Annotated in this window: 21 protein-coding genes; 6 read left to right on the top strand and 15 right to left on the bottom strand. The window is 47.1% G+C overall.

Annotation, left to right across the window (positions count from 1 at the left end; all coding sequences use genetic code 11):
* Positions 1-48 precede the first annotated feature (48 nt).
* Positions 49-558, bottom strand: a complete 510-nt coding sequence (locus AC1DYT_RS05670; protein ID WP_477468673.1) for a DinB family protein — start codon at positions 556-558, stop codon at positions 49-51.
* 3 nt (positions 559-561) lie between these two features.
* Positions 562-1,578: a glycosyl hydrolase gene (locus AC1DYT_RS05665; RefSeq protein ID WP_477468672.1), complete on the bottom strand. Its 1,017-nt coding sequence runs from the start codon at positions 1,576-1,578 to the stop codon at positions 562-564.
* Positions 1,579-1,682: 104 nt separating this feature from the next.
* On the opposite strand from AC1DYT_RS05665, the gene AC1DYT_RS05660 reads away from it, so the two are divergent.
* A complete protein-coding gene (locus AC1DYT_RS05660) occupies positions 1,683-3,239 on the top strand; it encodes a L,D-transpeptidase family protein (RefSeq protein ID WP_477468671.1) in 1,557 nt (518 codons plus the stop codon).
* A gap of 94 nt (positions 3,240-3,333) precedes the next feature.
* Here the strand turns inward: AC1DYT_RS05660 and AC1DYT_RS05655 are convergent, their stop codons facing one another.
* The 3 genes from AC1DYT_RS05655 to AC1DYT_RS05645 form a co-directional block, all read right to left on the bottom strand.
* Complete coding sequence (locus AC1DYT_RS05655) at positions 3,334-4,137, bottom strand: murein L,D-transpeptidase catalytic domain family protein (protein WP_477468670.1); 804 nt, start codon at positions 4,135-4,137, stop codon at positions 3,334-3,336.
* A gap of 283 nt (positions 4,138-4,420) precedes the next feature.
* On the bottom strand, positions 4,421-5,368 hold the full coding sequence (locus AC1DYT_RS05650) for a glycoside hydrolase family 43 protein (RefSeq protein ID WP_477468669.1): 948 nt from the start codon (positions 5,366-5,368) through the stop codon (positions 4,421-4,423).
* A gap of 236 nt (positions 5,369-5,604) precedes the next feature.
* Entirely contained in the window at positions 5,605-8,040 is a 2,436-nt protein-coding gene (locus tag AC1DYT_RS05645) for an alpha-ketoacid dehydrogenase subunit alpha/beta (protein WP_477468668.1), read from the bottom strand.
* A 137-nt stretch (positions 8,041-8,177) separates the two neighbouring features.
* On the opposite strand from AC1DYT_RS05645, the gene AC1DYT_RS05640 reads away from it, so the two are divergent.
* Complete coding sequence (locus AC1DYT_RS05640) at positions 8,178-8,588, top strand: DUF1573 domain-containing protein (RefSeq protein WP_477468667.1); 411 nt, start codon at positions 8,178-8,180, stop codon at positions 8,586-8,588.
* 385 nt (positions 8,589-8,973) lie between these two features.
* Entirely contained in the window at positions 8,974-10,170 is a 1,197-nt protein-coding gene (locus AC1DYT_RS05635; RefSeq protein ID WP_477468666.1) for a pyridoxal phosphate-dependent aminotransferase, read from the top strand.
* A gap of 28 nt (positions 10,171-10,198) precedes the next feature.
* Here the strand turns inward: AC1DYT_RS05635 and AC1DYT_RS05630 are convergent, their stop codons facing one another.
* Both AC1DYT_RS05630 and AC1DYT_RS05625 read right to left on the bottom strand, forming a co-directional pair.
* Entirely contained in the window at positions 10,199-10,657 is a 459-nt protein-coding gene (locus AC1DYT_RS05630) for a DUF3592 domain-containing protein (protein ID WP_477468665.1), read from the bottom strand.
* A gap of 47 nt (positions 10,658-10,704) precedes the next feature.
* Entirely contained in the window at positions 10,705-12,333 is a 1,629-nt protein-coding gene (locus AC1DYT_RS05625) for an acyl-CoA carboxylase subunit beta (RefSeq protein WP_477468664.1), read from the bottom strand.
* A gap of 161 nt (positions 12,334-12,494) precedes the next feature.
* Between AC1DYT_RS05625 and AC1DYT_RS05620 the strand changes: the two genes are divergently transcribed.
* The gene (locus AC1DYT_RS05620; protein ID WP_477468663.1) at positions 12,495-13,088 is read left to right on the top strand and encodes a hypothetical protein; all 594 of its coding nucleotides are present in this window, start codon (positions 12,495-12,497) and stop codon (positions 13,086-13,088) included.
* Positions 13,089-13,180: 92 nt separating this feature from the next.
* Here the strand turns inward: AC1DYT_RS05620 and AC1DYT_RS05615 are convergent, their stop codons facing one another.
* Complete coding sequence (locus AC1DYT_RS05615; protein ID WP_477468662.1) at positions 13,181-13,765, bottom strand: LOG family protein; 585 nt, start codon at positions 13,763-13,765, stop codon at positions 13,181-13,183.
* A 150-nt stretch (positions 13,766-13,915) separates the two neighbouring features.
* On the opposite strand from AC1DYT_RS05615, the gene AC1DYT_RS05610 reads away from it, so the two are divergent.
* Positions 13,916-14,698: a hypothetical protein gene (locus AC1DYT_RS05610; RefSeq protein WP_477468661.1), complete on the top strand. Its 783-nt coding sequence runs from the start codon at positions 13,916-13,918 to the stop codon at positions 14,696-14,698.
* Positions 14,699-14,784: 86 nt separating this feature from the next.
* Here AC1DYT_RS05610 and AC1DYT_RS05605 read toward each other — a convergent pair whose 3' ends face one another.
* The 4 genes from AC1DYT_RS05605 to AC1DYT_RS05590 form a co-directional block, all read right to left on the bottom strand.
* On the bottom strand, positions 14,785-15,405 hold the full coding sequence (locus AC1DYT_RS05605; RefSeq protein ID WP_477468660.1) for a hypothetical protein: 621 nt from the start codon (positions 15,403-15,405) through the stop codon (positions 14,785-14,787).
* 12 nt (positions 15,406-15,417) lie between these two features.
* Positions 15,418-16,887, bottom strand: coding sequence for an IMP dehydrogenase (gene guaB / locus AC1DYT_RS05600; protein ID WP_477468659.1), 1,470 nt, complete (start codon positions 16,885-16,887; stop codon positions 15,418-15,420).
* A gap of 196 nt (positions 16,888-17,083) precedes the next feature.
* Entirely contained in the window at positions 17,084-18,367 is a 1,284-nt protein-coding gene (locus AC1DYT_RS05595) for a M16 family metallopeptidase (RefSeq protein ID WP_477468658.1), read from the bottom strand.
* Positions 18,368-18,458: 91 nt separating this feature from the next.
* Positions 18,459-19,751, bottom strand: a complete 1,293-nt coding sequence (locus AC1DYT_RS05590) for a M16 family metallopeptidase (protein WP_477468657.1) — start codon at positions 19,749-19,751, stop codon at positions 18,459-18,461.
* Positions 19,752-20,273: 522 nt separating this feature from the next.
* On the opposite strand from AC1DYT_RS05590, the gene AC1DYT_RS05585 reads away from it, so the two are divergent.
* Positions 20,274-20,834, top strand: a complete 561-nt coding sequence (locus AC1DYT_RS05585) for a hypothetical protein (RefSeq protein WP_477468656.1) — start codon at positions 20,274-20,276, stop codon at positions 20,832-20,834.
* A gap of 113 nt (positions 20,835-20,947) precedes the next feature.
* Here the strand turns inward: AC1DYT_RS05585 and AC1DYT_RS05580 are convergent, their stop codons facing one another.
* The 3 genes from AC1DYT_RS05580 to AC1DYT_RS05570 all read right to left on the bottom strand — a co-directional run bounded on the left by AC1DYT_RS05580 (position 20,948) and on the right by AC1DYT_RS05570 (position 24,015).
* Entirely contained in the window at positions 20,948-21,292 is a 345-nt protein-coding gene (locus AC1DYT_RS05580; RefSeq protein ID WP_477468655.1) for a phosphoribosylpyrophosphate synthetase, read from the bottom strand.
* 421 nt (positions 21,293-21,713) lie between these two features.
* A complete protein-coding gene (locus AC1DYT_RS05575; RefSeq protein WP_477468654.1) occupies positions 21,714-22,247 on the bottom strand; it encodes a VHS/ENTH/ANTH domain-containing protein in 534 nt (177 codons plus the stop codon).
* 10 nt (positions 22,248-22,257) lie between these two features.
* Entirely contained in the window at positions 22,258-24,015 is a 1,758-nt protein-coding gene (locus AC1DYT_RS05570) for an RHS repeat domain-containing protein (RefSeq protein ID WP_477468653.1), read from the bottom strand.
* Positions 24,016-24,569: the final 554 nt, after the last annotated feature.

Genomic DNA, 24,569 nt, shown 5'->3' with positions numbered 1-24,569 from the left:
TGTGGGGTACCGAAATAAGTAATCGGCATGAGACGAGAGGGTTAAGCGTTATTCGTAACTCAGCACCTTCACCGTTACGATCAACTGCCCCAAATGTCGCATCGAATGCTCCGCCGCGTGCGTATAAAGCCCTATAACCGTAGAAGGCAACTTCCCTCTGCCTACCGGCCTAAAGTCGGTTAGTGCGGCTTCATTTGCTTCGCTCAGTTGCAATAGCGCTTTGTCCACCTGTTTGTTAAAAGCCTCTACTAAATCTAAGGGAGTGTATGCTTTATTGGCCGCATTGCCCTCTTTGCTCAAATAATCCAGCTGCTGTTCGGTCAGCGATTCGTTGTTTGCATAAGTAAAAAGCCTGTCGAGCACGCCCGTTAAATGCTGCAAATGAAAACCCGGCGATGCCATGCCGGCAACTTTATCCCACAATTTATCATCCGGGAAACCGGCCATCAATTCGTTGAGTTCGTCCCTTGCTTGTAACAGCGCATGTGCTACGGGTTGCAGTAAAGCGGGTATGCCGGGCAGCGGGCCGCGCAGCCATACTTCGGGTTGGGTGCTCATGACTTATGGTTTTGTGGCCAGCCTGGCCTTCACGTCGTCGTGGTTGAGGGTGCCGGGCAGGTCGTATATTTCTTTGGCGCGGCCTTTTGGGTTATCGGTCCACAGCCAGCTGGTCCAGGTCATAAACCAAAGCCATTTGGGCTGTGCCTTAAGCACCTGCGGGTTGGGTATCTCGCCGTTTTCGGTAAGCGCTATGGGTTTGCCCGCCGCCAGGGCAAGCAGTTCGTTATAATCGCTTTGCTCGTAATCGAAGTGGTAAATATCGGCACCCAAAATATCCACATAATTGGCTCCTGGATAATAATCCTTATAATGATAGGCTTCATCCGCCGGGATATCGCGCAGGCCGTTGGCTCCCCACACCCAAATCAGGTTGTTCAGATGGTGGTAATTAGTGTACCGGTCGTACATCATTTTATACAGTTTTACGATGCCATCAGGCCCTTTTTTGTTTCCCCACCAAAACCATACGCCGTTCATTTCATGGTAAGGCCTCCACAACACCGGAACATGCGCATCCTGCAGTTGTTTCAGGTAGCCGGCAATAACATCTATCTGCGCTACCCATTTTTTGTTGAGGGCCGTGCCGGGGGTTACTAGTTCTGTCCATTGCGCGGGGGTAAGTTTGCCTTGCACGCTTTCTTTCCAACCGTAAGGCGGCTCGTCGGTTGGGCGGCCCTGGTGCCACATCAGGCTTACGAGGTAACCCTCGCGCGATTTCTTGATAGATTCGTTTACGATGTTCTGCCCCAGGTCTTTATCGCCCCATAAAATAAAATCGGTACCCCAAAGCGCCGGGTATTTGCCGGTAATGGCCTTTGCCGAATCGGAGAAAACGTTCAAATCGCTGTTGTAATTATGTTGGCCCGATAGGATATGCTTGCCGTTTATTTCGTACAGGTAGGCCAGCAGGTCGGTTGCCTCCTTACTGGCATTCTTGTTTACTGGCTTAAAGGTTTGCGCCATGGGGCTACAGGCCACCAACAGCAGTAAAGGGATAAATAATAATATTTTTCTCATCGGGATAAAAGCTTTTTATATGTTATACAGGGCATTTAAATAAATGCTGCATTATGGTATAGCTATTGCTATAGCCTACCAAAGCTAATATATAATTCTATCCCATGATAAAGTTCAACCTAAAAAAAATCACCCTATTATCTACGCTGCTGGCATTCGCCCTTTTGATGCTGATTTTGCCAAGCTGCAAAAAAAGCCGATCTGACCTGGGCAAGGTGCTATACCAAAAAACAAAAAATAAGGTATTTAAAGATGCCACTCCCGAAGGCCTCGCCGAGGTATTTAAACAGGTGCTGGCTCAGGAAAAGGTTAATGTAAGTAACCCAAAACTCATCAATGCCTTTTACGAGGAGAACGATTACGACCCCATTTTTGTGATGGACCATATCTTCAACGGCGACGTGGATTTGACTGCCAACTACTTCGAGAAAGTGAGCCAGCACGGGCTGGATCCGAAGATGTTCAATGCCGACAAGATAACCGCGCTGGTGGCCAAATTTAAGGATAAGCGTGCTATCAAAAATATCAATGAGGCATATCGCGATATTGCTTTGCTGGAGATTACTACCGCCAACTCGCTCATCAATTATTCCAATGCCCTGCAGTACGGTATTTTAAGCCCGCGAAAGATATACCAGCGCTACTTTACCGCAACCAAACGCCCGGATAGTGCAGGCATGTCGAAGATATTTCACATCACCAACATGAAGGCTTACCTGGATAGCATCCAGCCTAAAGATCCGCAATACCTCGCACTGCAAAAAGCCCTGATGGATGGCAGTACCGCACCGGGCATGAGCAAGGAGGAAACCACCCGCTATCTTGTTTCAAATATGGAGCGCCTTCGCTGGAAAAACAAGCCCAGCCAGGCTCGCTATGTCATCGTAAACATTCCCGATTATCGCCTTGATTTGATGGATAACGGCCACTCGGTACTGAACATGAAGGTGTGTGTAGGCGAGGGACGTAATAAGGACAAGCAGAACACCCTAATTGATTATGACGAAAGCGACAAAACCGACCGCCCATTTAGCCGCGAAACGCCGCAACTAAGCAGCCTGATCCATAGCGTGCAGGTAAACCCGGTTTGGAATATACCGCAAAGCATTGCCAGTAAAGAGATTATGGTAGAGGCCGCTAAAGACCCGTATTATCTGGCCAACAAAAGCATTGATGTGTACGAGAATGGAAAAAAGATAGAAGATCCCGAAACCATTGACTGGGCCAACGCATCGAAAGACCAGTACGAATTTAAGCAACGCCCCGGCGATGATAACGCCCTGGGTAAGATAAAATTCCTGTTCAATAATAAAAGTAGTGTTTACCTGCACGATACGCCCGCCAAAGAGCCTTTTAACTGGGATATGCGCGCCGTGAGCCATGGTTGTGTACGCCTTGAAAACCCGCAGGGCCTTGCCCAACAACTATTTGGCCCGGGTGCTACTTACAACAAAATTGCCAAAGCCATGGGCGAGGATAACCCCGAACCAACCACTATTGGATTGCCGACCAAAATGCCGGTGTATATCACCTACATTACTTGCTGGGTAGATGATAGAGGCGTTATCCAGTTCCGCCCGGATGTTTACGGGTTAGATATTGTGCTTTACGGCCATCTGCAACGCTTTTTAGCGAGTAATGACCAATTAGCTAAGCTATAGGCACCACATCCTCACCACCGCGTCATTGCGAGGGTAATAATAAAGCCCGGTCCAAATGCTACCGGGCTTCTTATTTTTATATTTTATTAGTAGTTTAAAGGGAAGCTACCCGGGCAGAATCTGCATGGATAGCAGCCGGCGCAGCTGGCATCAGGTAATTTAAGGGAGCAGTTTCATCTAATAGTTTAGAAGTGTAATTACTACTGTTCCCGTTGATGAACAACATCGAACGCCCTTTGATGGTGTTGATAACCAAATCAGACACGGCAGGGTTTACAGCCGGGCAGCCAAAGCTGCGGCCAAGGCGGCCAATTTGGTTGATGGTATTCTGGCAAACGTAATCGGCAGCGTGTATAACGATGCCACGTGCCAGCGCTGCGTTGTTAATGCCCGCATCCAGCCCATCTAAACGTAATGAACGGCCATGCTTGCCAATGTACACATCCTGGGTTAAATAGAAACCAAGGCTGCTTTGGTGCGATTCGTTGTTGTTAGAGAATGCCGTTGCCATATCGTTGCCGCTGCCTTGTCCGTGGGCAACCCAGGTGTTCAGCAGCAAGCTCTTGTTTAGCACATCTATAATCCACATGCGTTTTTCGCGGCTCGATTTATTAAAATCTACCACCGTAATTACGTTGCTATTCTGCGGAAGCTTATTAGTAAGCTTAAGGTTCAAATAGCCGGTTATAGCTTTTTGGAATACGGTAATATCCATGCCACTCTGCTGCAATTGCGCAGTTTGGTAAATGTCGTTTACGTACTGGTTAAAGTATTCTTTTGCATTTATCGGAGCAGATTTAACTTCGATATTTTTTGATGCGTTCGATGGTTTCCAACTGATGACAGATACGGAAATCAACAATAAAACGCAGATAGCCCACCAAAAATGTTTTCTCATAATTACACAGTTTAATCCAATAATTTAAATCAATACAAGGGTAGTACAGGAACAGGTTTTGTTGGTTACAAATTGTGATTTGTAGAACAAATATACGCAAGTTAATTAAAAATATTGTCACTACAAAGCAATTGTGTATTTTAATGATAAATATTTTCTATTTAGTTAATATAAATTGGATTCGGCAATCATAACCCGGGCAGTGTGAAATTATACTTTTTTTGGAGATAGGGTGCTTTTTCATGCTCATTTACCGGCTATAAATGCACTCCCGGCTTATCCCCTATTGCGGCATCGCCTCAATCTTCAAATAACGAAAGGTATCCGGCACTACTGAAAACACGCCCGGTTTCCCCGCGGAGATTGATACCTGGATAACGGCCGATAGGCGGTCCTGTACCTTATCGTTGGAGTTATGCGTATGGAAAACATACCAAAGCTTGCCATCGGCAGCTTTAAAAATATCGCCATGGCCCGAGCCATTACATCCCGTATTTGCGCGGCTGAGGATGGGGTTGCCGCTGTATTTTGTCCATGGCCCTGTTGGCGATGCCGAGGTGGCATAGCCAACGGCATAATCGATGTTCCTGAAATCGTTTGCAGAATAAAACAGATAGTATAAGCGCCCCATCTTAACAACGGTCGGCCCTTCGGAAACCGGCCAATTCGTATTCGCCGTATTTTCCCAACCGGCCTCGGCGTGCAGGCATTCTACCGCGGTAGCCTCATCCATCGCTGAAAGGTCCTGATTCAAACGGGCAACAAAAATGCGGTTGCCGTTTTGCAGGCGCACATGGTAGATGTACAATTCGCCATTTTTATCCTTAAAGATAAAGGGGTCTATTTGTTTGCCTTGTTCAGATAATGGTTTGATGATGCTTTGCTTAAAGGGCCCCAGCGGGTTATCGCTTTGGGCAATGGCAATGTGCTCATTAGCCGTGTAAGCCATATAATACTTGCCCTTGTGCTTAAATACCTGCGGTGCCCAAAAGCCTTTGGTGCCGTAGCTATCACCTATAAGCAAGGCATTGTTTTTGTGCCGTTCCCATTTAACCAAATCGGTAGAGGTGTAAACCGCGAAGCCGTCGGGTCGGCCGGTGCCGTATAGATAATAAGTGCCTTTTTCCTGGAAAATGGTAGGATCGGCCAGGCGGATATCTTCGGTTTGTGCTTGCACGTGAACGTTGAGGCCGAATAGAAACAATAGTAAGGCGAGAAGTCTGCTGCGCATTTGAATGGTGTTAAAGCGCAATATAATAGTTTTGGGATTTGATTGCACAGCGATATGGAATAAACCCTGATGCGCCGAGTTGATATTCTTGGCGGCTATAGTTGCCTTAAGCTGGAAGCTTAGACAATGGAAACCACGAGATATGCTTCGCTAATCTCGCGGTAGCGGCGGCGTAAAAAGAGCAGATTTGACAACTTTCAGAAAGTTGTCAAATCTTGAAGTTCAAATCTTAAAGCTTAATATATCGCCGGAAATTTCCCTGGGTTGGCTTCGTTCATCATACTGTACACTACTTCTACCACATCATCCAAAGATGGTTTGCTGAAGTAATCGCCATCGGTGCCGTATGGTGGCCTGTGCTCGGCACCGCAAAGGGTACGGGGCTGCGAGTCAAGCGAGTAATAGCCTTTCTGTTTCTCTATCACCTTTTGAAGGATATAGGCCGATCCGCCGCCCGGTAAATCCTCATCAACCACCAGCAGTTTATTGGTTTTACGCAGCGATTCAGCGCACACATTGTCGGTATCGAAAGGATACAAGGTCTGCGGGTCCACTACTTCGATATGGATGCCCATTTTCTCGAGTTCAACAGCAGCCTCCAGTACGATGCGCAGGGTTGAGCCGTAACTTATTACGGTAATATCCCCGCCATTTTTCAAAACCTCGGCTTTGCCCAGCGGCACGGTAAACTCGCCTACGTTTGCAGGCAGTTTTTCCTTTAAGCGGTAACCGTTTAGGCATTCTATCACCAGTGCAGGCTCATCGCCGCGCAGCAGGGTGTTGTACATACCTGCAGCCTGTGTCATGTCCCTGGGCACGCAAATATGCATGCCGCGCATTGAATTAAGGATGGTACCCAGCGGTGAGCCGGAATGCCATATCCCCTCTAAACGGTGCCCGCGCGAACGTACGATAAGCGGCGCCTTTTGGCCGCCCATGGTGCGGTAGCTCAGGCTCGCCACATCATCACTTAAAACGGTAAGGGCGTAAATAAGGTAATCGATGTATTGTATCTCGGCTATGGGGCGCAGGCCACGCATAGCAAGGCCAAGGCCCTGCCCTATGATGGTAGATTCGCGGATGCCGGTATCGGTAATGCGCAGATCCGAATATTTGGCCTGCAAACCGGCAAAGCCCTGGTTTACGTCGCCAATGGCGCCTACGTCTTCGCCGAAGGCTACGATACTCTTATCGCGCGCAAAATTGGCATCGAAGCAAGCGTTGAGTACCTCGCGGCCATCCAAAAGGCGGGCGTCGTCGGCATACTCGGCCTTTACAACGGGCACCAACAAGGGCGAGTGCGGCGTATCGCTAAATAATTTAGAATTGTAGCGTTCCTTGTTTTTTTCCAGTTCGGTACGCAGGTAATCTAACAGTACCTTGCGTTCGTAAGAAGTGCTTTCGCCAACGGTGAGGCGCAGCGTTTTACGTATGGCCGATATGGTATCCCTGCGGCCGGGATCTATGGCGCTTTGCAAGCCGCGCGTTATATCTAATAATTCGGCGTGCAGTGGCGAGTACTCAGCAACGTTCTCTATCAATTCCACTACCTCATCTATCTCGGCTTTTATCTCGTCCTCCAGTTCGGCCCAGGCCTCTTTCTGGCATTCACGCACATATTTCTTGGCGGTAGCTTCCAGTTCATCAATTTCTTCCGTTGTAATAATGGCCGATTCAATCATCCATTTGCGCATCTGCAGCAGGCAATCGTGCTCCTCTTCCCAGGCAAGTCTGTCTTTAGTTTTGTAACGCTCGTGCGAGCCGGATGTAGAGTGGCCCTGCGGCTGGGTCATTTCCACTACGTGTATCATTACGGGTACGTGCTCTTCGCGGCATATCTTGATGGCACGCTCGTAGGTTTCGCAGAGAGCCACATAATCCCAGCCACGCACTTTGAATATTTCGTATCCGGCGCCACGGGCATCGCGCTGGAACCCGCGCAGCACTTCGGAGATATCTTCTTTAGTAGTTTGCAGTTTTGCGGGTACGGATATAGCGTAGGCATCGTCCCAAATGGAGATAGCCATAGGCACCTGCAGTACGCCGGCGGCGTTGAATGTCTCGAAAAACAGGCCCTCGGAGGTCGCGCCGTTGCCGATGGTGCCGAAAGCCACCTCGTTGCCATTTACCGAAAATTGCTTCAGGTATTCCAGCTCTTTATTCTGGCGGTATAGTTTAGAAGCATAAGCCAACCCCAGCAGGCGCGGCATGTGCCCGCCCGTGGTAGATAAATCCGACCCGGTGTTCTTGGTTTCAACCTGGTTTACGAAGTTACCCTCGTTATCAACAAAGCGCGTAGCATAGTGGCAGTTCATTTGGCGGCCGCCCGATGCAGGATCTTTCTCGATATCAGGATGCGCATACAACTGGGCAAAAAACTCCTTAAGGTTGCTCATGCCGGTAGCGAACATAAAAGTTTGATCGCGGTAGTAACCGGCGCGCCAGTCGCCCTTGCGGAACGCCTTGGCCATAGCCAGCTGGGCCACTTCTTTGCCATCGCCGAAGATGCCGAACTTGGCTTTACCTGTAAGAACTTCGCGGCGGCCCAACAAACTTGCCTGCCGGCTTTCGTAACCCACGCGGTAGTCGCCGATCACGATATTCTTGAAATCGTCAAAACTGAGTTCGGCAGCATTTAGCTCGTTGCCAGGGTGTATTACAGTTTCGGGCATACAAAATTTTGTTTAGGCGGTAAAATTATAAAATTCTATTCTGTTTTTATTATCGGTAGTTGTAAAACATATAGTTTGTGCAATAGTTTTTAAATTAGGTTAAACCATTTATATTTGTAACAATCAAACAGGTAATTATGAAAAAAATAATGATGATTTGCGCAGTGTTCCTAGGCCTGGCCTTCACTGCAAACACTGCGATGGCGCAGGACGACACCAAAGCGGAGTTTAAATTTACCGAAGAAAAACACGATTTCGGCAAGATACCGCAAGGCACCCCGGTTACAACCGTGTTCGAGTTTACCAACGTTGGGCAAGAACCGCTGATTTTGACAGATGTGCGCCCTACCTGTGGCTGCACCATTGCTGATTACACCAAAACACCGGTATTGAAAGGCGCAAAAGGCAGCATCAAGATTACTTACAACGCACTTAACCCTTCGGCATTCAACAAAACCATCGTGGTTACCTCTAACGCGAAAACACCTACCAAATATTTAACCATAGTAGGCGAAGTGGTTGCTAAGCCAACCACAAGCAGCAGGTAAGCTTAGCCAGCCGGGTCTAAACCCGCTCCGCTGGTTAGCGGAAGGGTTTAAGAAAAATATTTAAGGCATCGCTATTAGCGGTGCCTTTTTTGTTGATTTGGGGTGTTCCGCGCGAAGCAAAAAAAGCATTCTACTGGGTCTTATACGGCTATAGGTTTACACTTGTAAACCAAAACACGGACAAGACCAAGTGTAAACCTATAGCCGTATAAGACCGTTCCAAAGCGTTCCACAAAAAAACACAAAACCCTGATAATCAAAAGATATTCAAAAACCAGTGTTCCACATTCAAAGTGGAACACCCTCCGGCCATGTGATGCCGACCGAGGCTTGGCAGCGTAAAAGGGGCGCGATATGGCTATGATTTTTTTACTAATTTTGCCCCATGCCAAAAATTTCGCAAAAAGGGCAGCGCATGCCTGCCTCGCCAATACGTAAGCTAACCCCCTTTGCCGATAAAGCTAAGCTGGAAGGCAAGAAAGTATATCACCTGAACATAGGCCAGCCGGATATTGAAACCCCGGAGGGCATGCTGAACGCCATCAAAAACATCGATTTTAAGGTATGGGCCTACACCCCATCAGAAGGCACGCTGAGTTACCGCAAAAAACTCACCGAATACTACAATAAACTGGGCTATAATATCGCCCCCGAGAATATCATCGTCACTACCGGCGGATCTGAAGCCATTACCATTGCCATGCTCAGCTGCCTTGACGATGGCGACGAAGTAATCATTCCCGAGCCATTCTACGCCAATTACAACGGCTTTGCCAACCAAACCGACGTAGTGGTAAAACCGATATTATCCTACATTGATAATGGCTTCGCCCTGCCCCCTATCAGCGAATTTGAGAAACTGATTACCGAAAGAACGAAGGCCATCATCATTTGCAACCCCAATAATCCAACCGGTTACCTGTATTCGAGGGAAGAATTGGAGGCCTTGAAGGCGCTTGCATTAAAATACGACCTGTACTTATTCAGCGACGAGGCTTACCGCGAGTTTTGCTATGATGGCCGCACCTTCATTTCCCCAATGCACCTGAGTGGGTTGGAGGAGAACGTGATCGTAATGGATACGGTAAGTAAACGTTACAGTGCTTGTGGCGCGCGCCTTGGTTGCCTCATCACCAAAAACAAGGCTGTTATCGCAACAGGGCTGAAGTTTGCCCAGGCACGGTTATCCGCAGGAATGGTTGAACAGATTGCCGGCGAAGCCGCCGTAGATACACCCGACGAGTACTTTACCGCCGTAAACATCGAATATACCAAACGCCGCGATACGCTGGTAAGCGCGTTGAACAACATCGATGGCGTGTACTGCCCCAATCCCGGCGGCGCTTTTTACGTGGTAGCGCGGTTACCGATAGATAATGCGGATAAATTTTGCCAGTGGATGCTGGAGAGCTTCAGCTACGAGAACCAAACGGTGATGATGGCACCTGCAACCGGCTTTTACAGCACGCCCGGCGCAGGCACCAACGAGGTGCGCATGGCCTACGTAATCAACAACGATGACCTGAATAAAGCAATGGTTGTATTAGCCGAAGGCTTGAAAGCGTACCCGGGAAGGGGGTAGTAAAGCCCTAAAACTTAAAAGCGGAGCGTTAAAAACGGATATAACTATCCGGATCGAGGATATAAAAAATTACCGAGGCGGAAAGAACGGCGGCCCCTGCCAACAACAGTAACGGGGCCACCGTTTTCGTGCTAAGATTATCCACCATAAAGTTTTTATGGTTAGCCGGATCGTACACAACTTCCACCTCTTCCCCAAGTGCATAGACAGAAGGGTTGCTTGCGAACAGGTCGTAATCGGCCGAGATAGGCCCCGAGTCGACCGTTTTAAAATATATCACCGGATAAAACCTTGCCTGCCTGTTGTTGGTGATCCAACTCCAGCGCTTTATTTTTATCTCTTCAACCTTCCCTTGTACACGAATGCCATTTTTGAGCAATTTGTTGAACTGCACACGTCTGCCATTACCTAATACAAGCATGTATAATCCTGCAATTGTGCCAAACAATTCGCCGTAGGTACGGTCTGATATATCGATAGTGAGCATAGCGTAAAATAACAAAAAAGACGCGAAATATGGGGTCTCTACCTCTATTAGGTTTGTATTATACCCACATTAAAGGCTTTTTCAATAGGCGCGTGATTGGCGGCTTCTATCCCCATAGATATTACTTTACGTGTTTCCAGCGGATCGATAATGCCATCTACCCAAAGTCTGGCTGCTGCGTAGTACGGCGTAGTTTGGGCGTTGTAGCGGTCGGTAGTTTGCTTTAGAAGTTCAGCCTCCTTGGCATCATCAACCTCCTCTCCTTTTGCTTTTAGGCCTGCCGCCTGCATCTGCACCAATACCTTTGCTGCCTGCGATCCGCCCATTACGGCTATTTTGGCCGATGGCCAGGCGTAGATAAGCCTGGGGTCATAGGCCTTGCCGCACATGGCATAGTTGCCTGCACCGTATGAATTGCCTATTACGATGGTGAATTTAGGCACAACGGAATTAGCCACGGCGTTCACCATTTTGGCACCATCTTTTATAATGCCGCCATGTTCGCTGCGGCTGCCCACCATAAAGCCGGTGACATCCTGCAAAAACACCAGTGGAATCTTTTTTTGGTTGCAGTTCATGATAAAACGGGTGGCTTTATCGGCACTATCGGAGTAAATTACCCCGCCGAACTGCATCTCCCCTTTTTTAGATTTGATCACCTTACGTTGATTGGCCACAATGCCCACCGCCCAACCGTCCACCCGGCCGAGGCCGCAAATGATGGATTGACCATAACCTGCCTTATATTCCTCGAATGCTGAATCGTCTATCAGGCGAAAGATAATCTCGCGCATATCGTAGGCTTTCTCCCGGTTATCGGGCAGGATGCCGTAGATGTCTTTTTCGTTAAGCTTGGGGGCTGATGGTTTTATCCGGTCGAAGCCGGCTTTAGCGTAATCGCCCACTTTGTTCATGATGTTGCGGATAGAATCGAGGCAGGCCTTATCGTTGGGATGCTTATAATCGGTTACGCCGCTTATCTCGCATTGGGTGGTGGCGCCGCCCAGGGTTTCGTTGTCCACTTCCTCGCCTATCGCCGATTTTACCAGGTAAGAGCCCGCCAAAAAAACCGAACCTGTCCCCTCAACGATCATCGCCTCGTCGCTCATGATCGGCAGATACGCCCCGCCGGCCACGCAAGAACCCATGATGGCCGCTATCTGGATGATGCCCATACTGCTCATCTGCGCGTTATTGCGAAAGATGCGGCCGAAATGCTCTTTATCCGGGAAAATCTCGTCCTGCAAAGGCAAATACACCCCTGCCGAATCTACCAGGTAGATGATGGGCAGTCGGTTTTCCATCGCTATTTCCTGCGCGCGCAGGTTCTTCTTGGCAGTAATGGGGAACCAAGCGCCGGCCTTTACTGTGGCATCGTTAGCAACAACAACGCATTGCCTCCCGCTTACATAGCCAATGCCACAAACCACGCCGCCGCTTGGGCAGCCGCCGTGCTCGGCATACATGCCATCTGCGGTAAAGGCACCTATCTCCAGCCAGGGTTTATCATCATCCAACAGGTATGCTATGCGCTCGCGGGCAAGCATCTTGCCTTTTTCTTTTTGTTTGGCGGCAGCTTTTTCGCCGCCGCCCAGGTATATCTTTTTTAGCCGGGTGTTAAATTCGTAAACGAGTTGCTTATTAACATCCTCATTCTTATTAAATTCCAAATCCATATACGTGCTTATAATAGGTATGGTAATGTTAGGAAAATAAACGCAAATCTATGCATGCATAACAAATTAATGGGCACGAATTGCGCGAATGGGACTAATTACATTAATTTTGATTTACCAATTGTCCACAATAAACCCAATTGATGAAATTCGTGTTGATTATGAAGAGAACCGCTCTATTGATATTTCTTTTAATTTGTTTCGCCGCCAACTCCTACGCCCAATACACATTTGATATCAAAGGAAAAACACTGGCGTATGCCCGCGGCTTTGAAAAAGGGGCAAACGGCATACCTATTGAATTAACAACCACCTTTCTCAGCGGCCCCCATATAGGTCAACCAGAGGTATATCGCCGCAAACAACAATCGCTGCCCGATTTGCTGGTGTACTATTTTCCTAATGGAACAGATTCTACCCTCAACCAGGTTTTATACGAATGGGATGATACCAATTTCGCCAATAATCGCGAAGCAATAAAACAGCCTTTAACTGCCTTGCAACCCTATATCGATCATTATTTATCCATCCAAAAGCAGGCTGAGGCAATTTTCGGCAAGCCGGAAACAACAGGCTCGCTTGATGATAAAGCGCTGATAGAAACAGGCCGGTTTCAGCGGAAAGATAGTTTTGGCAAGGATGGCGTATTGGTGGAGATGTATATCGTGCTATCCAACAAGCAGGAAGTCAACGGCATTGTAAGCATTATGCCCACGCATCGGGTTAGGATGTATGTAAAGACGGGGCCGCAGTAGGCAGTTGCCAGTTTGCAGTAGGCAGTCCTCAGTGTGCAGTACTCAGTTGGCTTTTTTTACTGCCAACTGCCTACCGCTACTGCCAACTGAACTTACGTTAAATTCCTGTCCCTGAACCAAACTTCATCGGGTGCAATATCAATTGCATCCATCAGGTTGATGAGTTCTACCGGGTCGGCAGAGCTGAGCACCAATGCCCGGTTGGCGGGCTTGAGGTAACGCTGCTCAACCATCACATCCATTTGCTGTAGCAGACTATCGTAAAAACCATTGGTGTTCAGTATGCCTACCGGGTGGTTGTGCAGGCCCAGCTGCAGCCAGGTTAGCACTTCGAAAAATTCTTCCAGCGTGCCGAAACCGCCGGGAAGCATTACGATGGCATCACACAGGTCATTCATCAATTGCTTGCGTTGGTGCATGTTCTTTACGATGCGCAACTCGGTAATCCCCTTGTGCCCTACCTCCTTATCCATCAAAAACTGCGGGATGATGCCAATAACCCTACCGCCACGAGACATTATCGCATCGGCCAGCAGGCCCATTACACCAACGTTGCCGCCGCCATATATCAGTTCGATACCGCGGCTAACCATTATCTCGGCCAGTTGGTTGATGGATTGCTTCAAAACAGGGTCGCCATTGAAGTTGGCACCGCAAAATACACAGAGGGATTTCATGACGGTAAATATAATAGTAAAAGGGTTTCGACGGATTAAAACCCTAAATTCGAAGCATAAATTATATCATCCATTATTTTGCGGGTTTTATCTATTGCATTAACTAATCCGCCAACCTAAACTTACGCTATTATATAAACCACAATCTAAATGAAAAAACACCTATCCTTCTCAGCCGCGCTGATACTGTTTTGCCTTACATCGCTTGCGCAAAACATTGCTAACCCTAAAATTGGTTCGCAAGACGACCCAAATGCCAAAATCGTACTGATACAAACCGACAAATTGTACTCGATGGTACAAATACAGGTAACTGCAAGCAGTGATAGCGCCTGGGCGGTTTTGAACAAGGAAATTTACCTGCAAACCGACGTGGACAATAAGCGTTACGAATATGTAAAATCTGAAGGCATAGCTGTTGCGCCTGCTAAGAGGCATATCTTTACCCAGGAAGGGCAAACCGTAATGTTTAAAGTGTACTTCAAAAAAATACCGGCGAATGCCAAGGTAATAGATGTTATTGAACGCGCCGGGCTGCGTACCGATGGCGTAGCCTTCTTCAATTTTTATAACGTGAGCCTTAAGGAGCAAACAGCCGACGGCAACATCATTACCGATATAAGGATAACAGCACCGGGAGGAGGGTCCCCGGATCTTTCGCAAGGGAGCGACGTATCCGAAGGCGGCAACAACCTTTTCGGCGGCTTGGGCGGCGATGCCGGCATAGGCAACATGTACAAAACGATGATTAAAAGTATGATGGATGCCCAAATAAGCTATTACAAAGAGCCGGGCAAACTGGCGGAGTTGGCTAAGTTAAATAAGCAATATTTTGATGCACTGGTAAAAGAGGGCTTTACAGAAGACCAGGCCTTGAAACTCGCTGCTGCAGCGGGATTAGGCCCTAAGGCCGGATTCGGCGATAATAAATAAGGATATCGGAAACAAAAAGAGGGATATCATTTTGAATCCCTCTTTTTGTTTATTGAATATTTAGCCCTAAGCTGTGGCGGGATATATCACTGTTTCCGTTCCTGAATTATCTTTCTATACTTATCTAACTCCTGCTGCCGGTACAACACTTCTACAATAGTTGGGTGCTTTGTAGAATAGATGATGTTAAATTTTTGGCCAGCGTAAAAGTTATTGAACACTTTGTAAGGTATTTTTTCGTCGACGGTATATTCTTCGCCATTGGCCATAATAAAAACCAATTTGATTTTCGAGAGGTCGAGCCTACCTGCTGCAAACGCATTGCCATCGGTCACAGTTGCTTCTGTTATTTCGCCGTATTTAGCAAGTTCTTTATTCTCGCGGCCTATCTCCTGAACAATCATCATCACTCCTGTACCAAAGAACATAATCATGATGATGGCAAAAATGATATAACCTTCGTTAGGATTGTCTTTCTTCTTTGGAAATAAAAAAAAGGTCACGCCAAAATACGTCATTAAAAAACACACCGTAATACATATTGAGGCAAGGATAGCCAAAAAAGTAAGCATCGATTTCATATAATTGATAGGCACTCCCCAAAAGAAAAACCAGACAAGCACCACCAGGGTGCTGCTCCAAATAATGGTTTTGCGTTTGAGCATTGCTCTTTTTTCGTCGTCAATTATAACCTCATCGTCGCTCATAAACCTTATCTTTTATCTCGTATAATTCGGTGCTTCTTTAGTGATCGTGATATCGTGCGGATGGCTTTCGCGCATACCTGCTGCGGTAATGCGTACGAACTTGGCGCGTTGCAGGTCTTCGATGTTGGCAGCACCGCAGTAGTGCATACCGGCACGTAAACCGCCTATGTACTGGAATATCACTTCGGCCATATTGCCTTTGAATGGCACGCGGCCTACGATGCCTTCGGGTACCAGCTTGGTTACCACGTCGGTCTCATCCTGGAAATAGCGATCTTTTGAACCTTTGGCCATAGCTTCTACAGAACCCATACCGCGGTAAGATTTAAATTTACGACCCTCGTAGATGATGGTTTCGCCCGGTGATTCTTCCACACCAGCAAATAACGAACCTGCCATAATAGAGCTTGCACCGGCTGCGATTGCTTTTACGATATCGCCTGTTTGTTTGATACCGCCATCTGCAATAACGGGGATGCCACGGCCTTCGAGCGCTTTGGCGCATTCGTAAACGGCATACAGTTGCGGTACGCCCACCCCTGCAATGATACGTGTGGTACAGATAGAACCGGGACCAATACCTACTTTCACGGCATCGGCACCGGCATCGGCGAGGGCAAGGGCGGCCTCAGCGGTGGCGATGTTGCCGGCTATTACCTGTAACGTTGGATAAAGGGCTTTTACAGCCTTTACCATGTCGATAACGCCTTTAGAGTGGCCGTGCGCGGTATCAACCGTCACTACGTCCACACCGGCGTTGTATAAAGCCGTTACACGGTCGATATTATCTGAGGCGACACCAACTGCTGCACCAACGCGCAAACGGCCGTATTGGTCCTTACAGGCGTTAGGGAAGTTCTTTACTTTTTGGATATCTTTATAAGTAATCAAACCTACCAATGTGCCGTAGGCATTTACCACGGGCAGCTTTTCAATTTTGTTGGCTTGCAATATATTGGCTGCTTCGGTAAGGTCGGTACCTTCCGGGGCTGTAATGAGGTTGGTTTTGGTCATCACTTCGGTAACCTTGACGCTCATGTCCTTCTGGAAACGCAAATCGCGGTTGGTGATGATGCCTTTCAATTTATGCTCTGCATCGATAACCGGGATACCGCCGATGCTGTATTCGCGCATGATGTTGAACGCATCCGACAGCAGGGCATCTTCCAGCAAAGTAACCGGGTCCTGTATCATCCCGCTTTCAGATCGTTTTACCTTGCGTACCTCATCGGCCTGCTGCTGTATGGTCATGTTTTTGTGCAGCATGCCAATACCGCCTGCCTGGGCTATGGCAATAGCCAAACCGGCTTCGGTAACGGTATCCATCGCTGCCGATATGATGGGGATGTTTAAACGGATAGCCTTTGTTAAAAAAGTACTCGTGTTAACTTCGCGCGGTAATACTTCAGAATAAGCGGGGAGTAGTAAAACGTCGTCGTAAGTTAATCCTTCGGCAACAAATTTAGATGGGTCTAACTGCATAGCAAATAATTATTTTGGAGTTATTATTTGCCGGGCAAAGATACATACAGATGTGCAGATATGCAAATGATTATTGGATGTGCAGGTGTGCAGATTTCAGATGTGCAGATGATATGACATTGGTTTGATGAAACTCATCTGCAATCAATAACGGCGTCTTCTGCACATTTGAAATCTGGAATCTGCACATTTGTCTTTAATATTTCCCTACCACCACTTTATAAAAACTGTTAAAATCCCAATACTTGTTGGCAAGTGCTTTCAGTTCTTCAGATGTAACGTTCTTTACAGCCGAAGTGTAGCGGTCGTAATAATCGTAATCCAGGCCTGCGAAATGGAGGTTCTTGAATTTATCGGCATGCGACAAAATATTCTCCAGGCTGCCTAAAAGCGAGCCGAGCATAAAGTTGCGCACCAGCGATAGTTCATCGTCGGGTATCAAATCGGTTTTCAGCAGGTTTACCTCTTTCGCTATTTCGCTAACCGCAGAATGGCAAACATCTGCTCCAACTTCTGATGCGATGAAGAACGAGCCGCTTTGTTTGAATGAACTGATACCCGAGCCGATGCCGTAGGTATAGCCCTTATCCTCGCGGATGTTGGCCATCAGCCTCGACCCGAAGTAGCCGCCCAAAACGGTGTTGAGTACCTGCATAGCCGGAAAATCGGGATGCGAACGATTGATGAACGGCGTACCGATACGTATGGCCGATTGCAGGGCCCCGGGTTTCTCCGTATAAAAAAACCTTTCCGCAGATGGTTCCAGCGCGGGCTGCATGATATCGGCTACGGCTGGCTGGTTTTCCCAATCGTTTTCAAAGGTGCCTGTCAACAATTCCAGGGCTTCGTGATTCACCTTGCCGGCCACGATGACGGTACAATTGGCAGGCTGGTACATTTCTTTGAAATGCGCCTGCAAATCATCGCGCGTAAGGCTCTGGAAATCTTCGGGTTGAGCCGCCAAGCCGTAGATGGTAGCGCCATTGAGGGCCTTATTGAAAATGCGGCGGGCCACAAAATCGTTCTTTTGCAGGCTCACCTGCAGTTTCTGCTGCTGGTTGCGCACAAAGGTATCCAGTTCTTTTTGCGGGAAAATCGAATTGGTGATGATATCCTTAATCACTGGCAGCGTGCTGGCCAGGTGTTTGGTTAGCGTATAAAGCGTAACCTGCGATTGATCGTAGCTGTAATCAACCTGCAAAAAGGCACCGTAAAAATCTATATGGTCGGCAATTTGCGCGGCTGTCATGCTGCCGGTACCATCGGCAAGCATGGTATTGGTGGCCACATTGAGCAATGGCTTAGCCGGATTGAAACGGAGGTTGTTGAATATCCATTCTATACGCAGCAAATCCTGCCCGCCCGAATTGAAGGCGTAAACATCGCAGCCGTTCGCCAGTTTTATGTGCTCAGGCTTTATTAAGGCTATGTTCTCCACTCCGTTGAATTGGGGAGGAGATTTTCTATCAAGTTTTATCATTGAATATTTTTTCTGTCTGAACTCGAATTTTAGGGAATCAACGAGGTTTCATAACTCTTTAAATTCGACAAATTACGGTTTGGCAATTCTGTTAATTCTTTAATTCTGAAAATTCTGATTCAGACAATTCAGATAATTCAGATTCGGCCTTCTCCGCCAGGTAAACCAGCGTTGAAGAATTGTCTTTCCGGAACAATTTATTAGCCTGCTCCTTAATATCTGCCGAAGTTACCGCCAGGTACTTATCTGTTTCGTAGTTAAGGTTATCCGCATCGCCCATCAGCTCGTAAAAAGCCAGGTTCATGGCGTTATCCAAAAGCGACATCTCCGAAAACGCTTTTATCGATTCGGTTTTGTTTTTTACTTTAGTAAGCTCATCTGCAGGCACTTCTTCATTTTTCAGTATCTCCAGCTCCTGCCAAAGGGCAGCCTCTGCGTCCTCTATCGCAACGCCCTCTATCGGTTTTCCCTGCATCACAAACATGCCTTTATCCATACTTTCGGTGATGTAGGCATGCACCTCGCTGAACAATTGCTTATCCTTTACCAACCTTTTATAAAGCCTGGAAGAGTTGCCGCGCGACAAGATATCCGACATCAGATCCACCGCGTGGAAGCTGCTATCCAACCTACCTTCCATCTGAAAAGCGATATATAGGTCATTTAGAGGCACTTTGGCTGTAACCGTATCGCGGCGTTCCTCTTGCTGCGGGGCCTCAATAGGCAAGTTACGTACGTACTTCTCCCCCGCCGGTATTGGGCCGAACCATTTTTCGGCCAGCTGTTTTACCTGCTCGGTTTTCACATCGCCGCCTACTACCATAACGGCGTTTTGCGGGTTGTAATGCTTTTTAAAGAAGGCCTTAACATCCTCTATACGAGCATCTTCGATATGTTTGATGGTTTTGCCGATGGTTGCCCAGCGGTACGGGTGCTGCTTATACACCATAGGGCGCAGCTTTAGCCATACATCCCCGTAAGGCTGGTTAAGGTAGCGTTGCTTAAACTCCTCTATCACCACATTACGCTGCACTTCCAGGCTTTTTTTGCTGAAGGCAAGGCTTAACATGCGGTCGCTCTCCAGCCAAAAGGCGGTCTCGATATTGGCCGATGGCAGGGTGATATAATAGTTGGTGATATCGTTGCTGGTGAACGCATTGTTCTCACCGCCAACACGTTGCAGGGGACCATCGTAGTTGGGGATGTTTACCGAACCGCCGAACATCAGGTGCTCAAACAGGTGTGCGAAGCCGGTTTGCTCGGGGTCTTCGTCGCGTGCGCCCACATCGTAAAGGATGTTAAGCACTGCCATGGGCGTTGTACTATCTTCGTGGACAATAACCCGGAGGCCATTATCCAGCGTGAACCGGTTGAATTTAACCATGTAATAACAAATATTTAACCGGACAAATGTATAATAAGTTGTTGGAATGTTGAAAGGTTGGAACGTTTGAATGTTGTAAAGTTTCATTTTTTGACCTTGGCGTAACTAACCCGCAAGAGACCATTTGCGACGCAATCTTTTATCAAACCGCCAAATTCACTTGCTAAAATTTCCGTATTTTTCTATTTATAGCATAAAAAAAGGGATGTTTTTCGCGCTTTTCCATCAAAAAATTGGCCGTTTTCGGACCGGTTTATCCATCTGCAAAAAAGGCTCCAAAATTGGCCATTTTTAATAAGATTGTCCATCGTCCCATTTTCTCTTCACGATTTTAATTTTTAGACCGCGACGTATTCTTCGGGATGTTTGGCAGTTTAAGAATTTCTAAAATTGGCGAAATTCTGATAGCTTGCATGTAAATTCGACTAATTCGTCTAATTCTTTAAAACGGCGTAGCCCTCTTGAGTACCCTATAAAGAAAATTAAACACGAAAAATTCGAGTTCAGACAAACACCAACCCCATGCTCAGCCAAGACCAACTTATACAAGAGCTTTATAAAACCTTTGGCAAAACCAAAATTGCTAAGTTAACGGCTATCGTAAATGAAGAGAGTTTGGACGTTGACGCCCTGATTGACCTTACCTTCCATACCGATAAAACCCTTGGCTTCCGTGCCATGTGGTTGCTGGATAGTGTGATGCTGAGCGACATTGCCCGTTACTCGGTAAATCTTAAATATTTCCTCTCGCGCATCAAGGAGGTAAACAACGAAAGCTGCAAACGCCATTACGCCCGCATCATGATGTTTATGACCAGCACCAAAGCACCGGATGTTGTGAAGAAAGCCTTAGGGGAGATTGATCTGGAAGATACCGTAGACGAGTTTTTCGATTGGATAATACACCCTAAAGTAAAACCCGCCGTAAAAATATTTGCTGCCGATGCCCTGTTTAACTTAAGCGAACGGTACGACTGGATTGCAGAAGAGCTGGCCAACCAAATGGAGTTTCTGATGCGCAACAGCGGGCCTGCTATACAAGTAAGGGGAAAGAAGCTGCTGGCAGCGTTGGGGAGGGGTTAGGCAGTTGCGGTAGCAGTAGCAGTAGCAGTAGCAGTGGCGGTAGCGGTAGCAATTGCGTAACTCTATACTGCTACTAAGACCTGCTACTGCCACTACAAAACTGCCACTTCCCCCTATTCCACCGGCCTGTCGCTGCCGTGTAGGTGGGTGCTTACCTGTTTATGGTGCAATTTAGCTTCTATGGCCGATGAGCTATCGTTAGCATAAGTGCCATAAGCGTTTATTAAAATACCTTTCAGGTTATACTTTTCGGAGCTGATGGCGTACACGATGGACATATCCGAAGGGTTGCTCTGCCCCTCGAAACGGTAGAACTCGTCTATCTCGAATTCATCGGCCGCCATGTGTATATTTTTGTCTTTATCGTCTATGGTGTCGCCCTCCAGGCTAAGGTTGGCTTCGTAACCGCGTTTGGTGAGGTCGTTAGTGGCATCCACTAACGTTTCAAAATTTTTCATATGATGTGGTGTTTATTGGTCTGCTGTTTAATAACAGGATAACCCCTAAACCTACCGCGTTGTTTTGTAGCCCCCTTTGATTTTATTTCTATCTTAGGGTTCAGACTATTGCTATTCGATTTCTTTTAGTGCCCCTCGTGGCACCCCTCTGAATTTTATTTTCAATTAAGGTTTAGCTTGCTTTATTAATTTGTGGTCTTCAGGAACGCCGTGCGTCACGGTAAAATATTATCATGGCAGTCCCACTGATAGAAGCGGGCCGGGCTTTGCCGGGCTACGCTGCGCTTCGGCCGCCCTATCTGCCCCTCAAGCCCCGCGCGGGCGGCTTCCCCTTTCAATCCCTCCTGCGAATGGAGGCTAAACACACGCGGTACGCGTAAGCCAACGTAGGTTACTTAATCAGTATATCACGCTAAGTTGGCTAATAAGTAATCTCACCAATTGTCGGCCCTTTTTTTTGATCTTGCCTTATTTTCTGTATTTGTCCAAAATCGACACCGACGATATTAATGAATTGATTAAAACCAATTGTTTCCATTTTAACAGATTGGATTTGATTTGTTGAAATTAGCATTGTTTCAGGATCATCTAAGATTTCGCCATTATATTTAACCTTTAAACTCCAGTACTTTTTATCAATTTTATATTTTTTACAAACGTCAACCAACGTTAATGGGTGCACGTTGCGCTTAATTTTCATTACCATAATGATTGTTGTTTCCAAATCTCGACTCACTATTTGCTCATCAGAAATATTCAAATTTTTTAAATACTCTCTGTCGGAGGGATCAATAAAATTATTCCTCGTAATAACTGGCGGCTTGTCGGGGAAAACAACAATAAATAACATTTTCTTGAATTCTTTTGGATTATGATTAAAGACGATTTTGGCAAACGCTATGGCTAAACCGAAGAAAAAAATTAAAAAGATTGTGAGGATAAATTTATTTTTCATTTTGATTGATTTAACGTGCACCAGTTACAACAAATGTGTAAATAAACACAGACGATGGCTGAGATTCATACCTATCAGTTGCAGTATTGTAAAATGTATAACTTCCATTGAAGCCTAATCCTGTAATAAGAACTTGGTGATTCATAGCCGCGCCCTCTGGTCTAAAAATTCCCAAAACTGGATTTCCATCTGCAATTGCCGATCTAACATCCGAGGAATTATATCCTTTTAGATATTGTTTATATGCCGAAATCCTAAGGTCATTTGATAGTCCTCCCGCCTCAAGTGTATTTGCCATGTCATTAGTGATAGTTTTTCCATTAATTTTAAAATTGTATACTAAATCGAGTCCATCAACTTTTTTACCGTAGTATCTCGCCGCAACCGCAATTGAATAAAAAACACAAGTATTCATATACTGCTTATTTTTTTCCTTGCCTTCATTTAAAGGCAAATTATTTCCCGTCAGATGCATCATTGCACCCCGATAGAAATCACCCCCTGCAGAAAGTACATTAAAAGGAAATAAATCTTCCTGCCCACCGCTAAAGCCGGTAGTTCCCATGGGGGTGCCGTCTGAATTTACAAGCCCTAAACTGTACGCATTCTCCTGCCTGGCCCCCCATGCTAACATCGCGTTCGAGACACTTGCACCATTGTTCGCCCCCAATGCAGCTATCGCGTCATTAAGGTAACCTAATGCACCACTCCAAAACGCACTATAATCTCCCCCACCGCCAGCTCTTCCCACGCCACCCATAACAGCGTACATCTCTCCTTGCAATCGCATCTCCGGGGAAATATTCGACCCAAAGATACTTTGATGCGGCGCCCAAGGGTAATAACTAGACGAATTGTCAATTTCCGTCTGTGCTTTATCGCCCAGCGGATCATTCATCATCACCGGGTTATTGGCAGCGTATTGATACGGACTTATATCTATCGCGGATTCCGGTATCGGGTCTACGGCTACCCAGCGGCCCAAAGCAGCGTCGTAATTTCGGAAAAAAGTTTGGTAATAATCGGGCAAGTTAGCATAATCGTTCTGCCACTCCCTGCCGCCGTTATAGAGCTTCTTGTTGCTGCCGCTGGTAACCGTGCCGCCGCGCATTACCAGCCCGTAGGCGTAGTAGCTGTTCTCCTGCACCACCTTTACGGTGTCGCCTGTGCCGGTGTTGTTGAAGCTGATGCGGGCATTGCCTTGCTGGTCGGTAATGATGTATTCGCGCGTAAAAGTACCACCGGAGTATATCACCCTGCCTTCCGGCATCGGGAAGTATTGCAAGGCGTTGCCTTCGAATACGAAGCCGTCTATATAATCGGTGGTCTTGATTAGCGTGGCCACACCGCCAACGTTGTCGTACTGCTGTTTCCGTATCAGTTGCCCGCCGGCGTCGTACATATAATAGATATACCGGCTAGCCGAAAAGCTGAGCTTGAAGGTGCGGTTTATGGCATTATAGGTGATGCTGCTTATGCCTTTGTATGGGTCGGCGGTAAGGTTGCCGTTGGCATCGTACGTGTAGTTGCCGGTACTGCCTGTGCGGTTGCGGAAGCCGCTGTTGGTATAGGCGCTGCCGGTACCGTCCGTAATGGAAAGCAAGCGGTTGGGGTTGCTGCTATCGTAATTGTAAGTGAGGTTGTCTATCGGCGTGTGCCCCCCGCTACCCTGCGAGGTACTGTCGCGGACATCGTCAGGATGTTGCCCCCTTCGTCGTAGGTTATGCGGTTCTCGTCCCGGCCATGTGTCACGCTGAAATAGTATCATGGCAGTCCTCGATATTCATCGGGGCCGGGCTTGGCCGTCCCAACGGCTGTAGGGAGCGCTTCGGCCGCGCTTTCTGCCACTTAACCAACCGCGCTGGCGGCTTCCCCTTTCAATCCCTGCTGCGAAGCCCAGGTTAAGCTAAAATATACGTTCTTCAACTAACTCGTACCTTGCAAGCTTAGGTACGAGTACTAACCCGCCTTGCCCTGCGGTGCATATTCGCGCCAAGTTGAGTAAACGTGCCGCCGGCAAGTTTGAGCGCTAGTCGCATAACTTACCCAATGCCGATACTCACGCGCCAGGTTGGGTAATATTGGAGCAGAAATGTTGAAACTAATTCCTATCGAAAAACTGCTCACAGAAACAGATGCACCTTTTACATTTGACGAGAAATAAAAACAAGGTTGCAGTCTTTAGAATTTACGTTAAAGGCTATCAGTAATGTGCTAAAAAGAGATAAAGCAGAAGTGCAATCTTTAGTTTTTAGTAATTTTAAAAAGCTATTAGGTTGAAAATACAAAGCCCCTGTCTCCGCCAGCGCGCAAGCCCTTTTG

It is taken from the genome of Mucilaginibacter sp. P1_D10 (assembly GCF_056406215.1).
The sequence above is the reverse complement of the archived record's forward strand: the minus strand, read 5'-3'. Positions and strand labels throughout refer to the sequence as shown.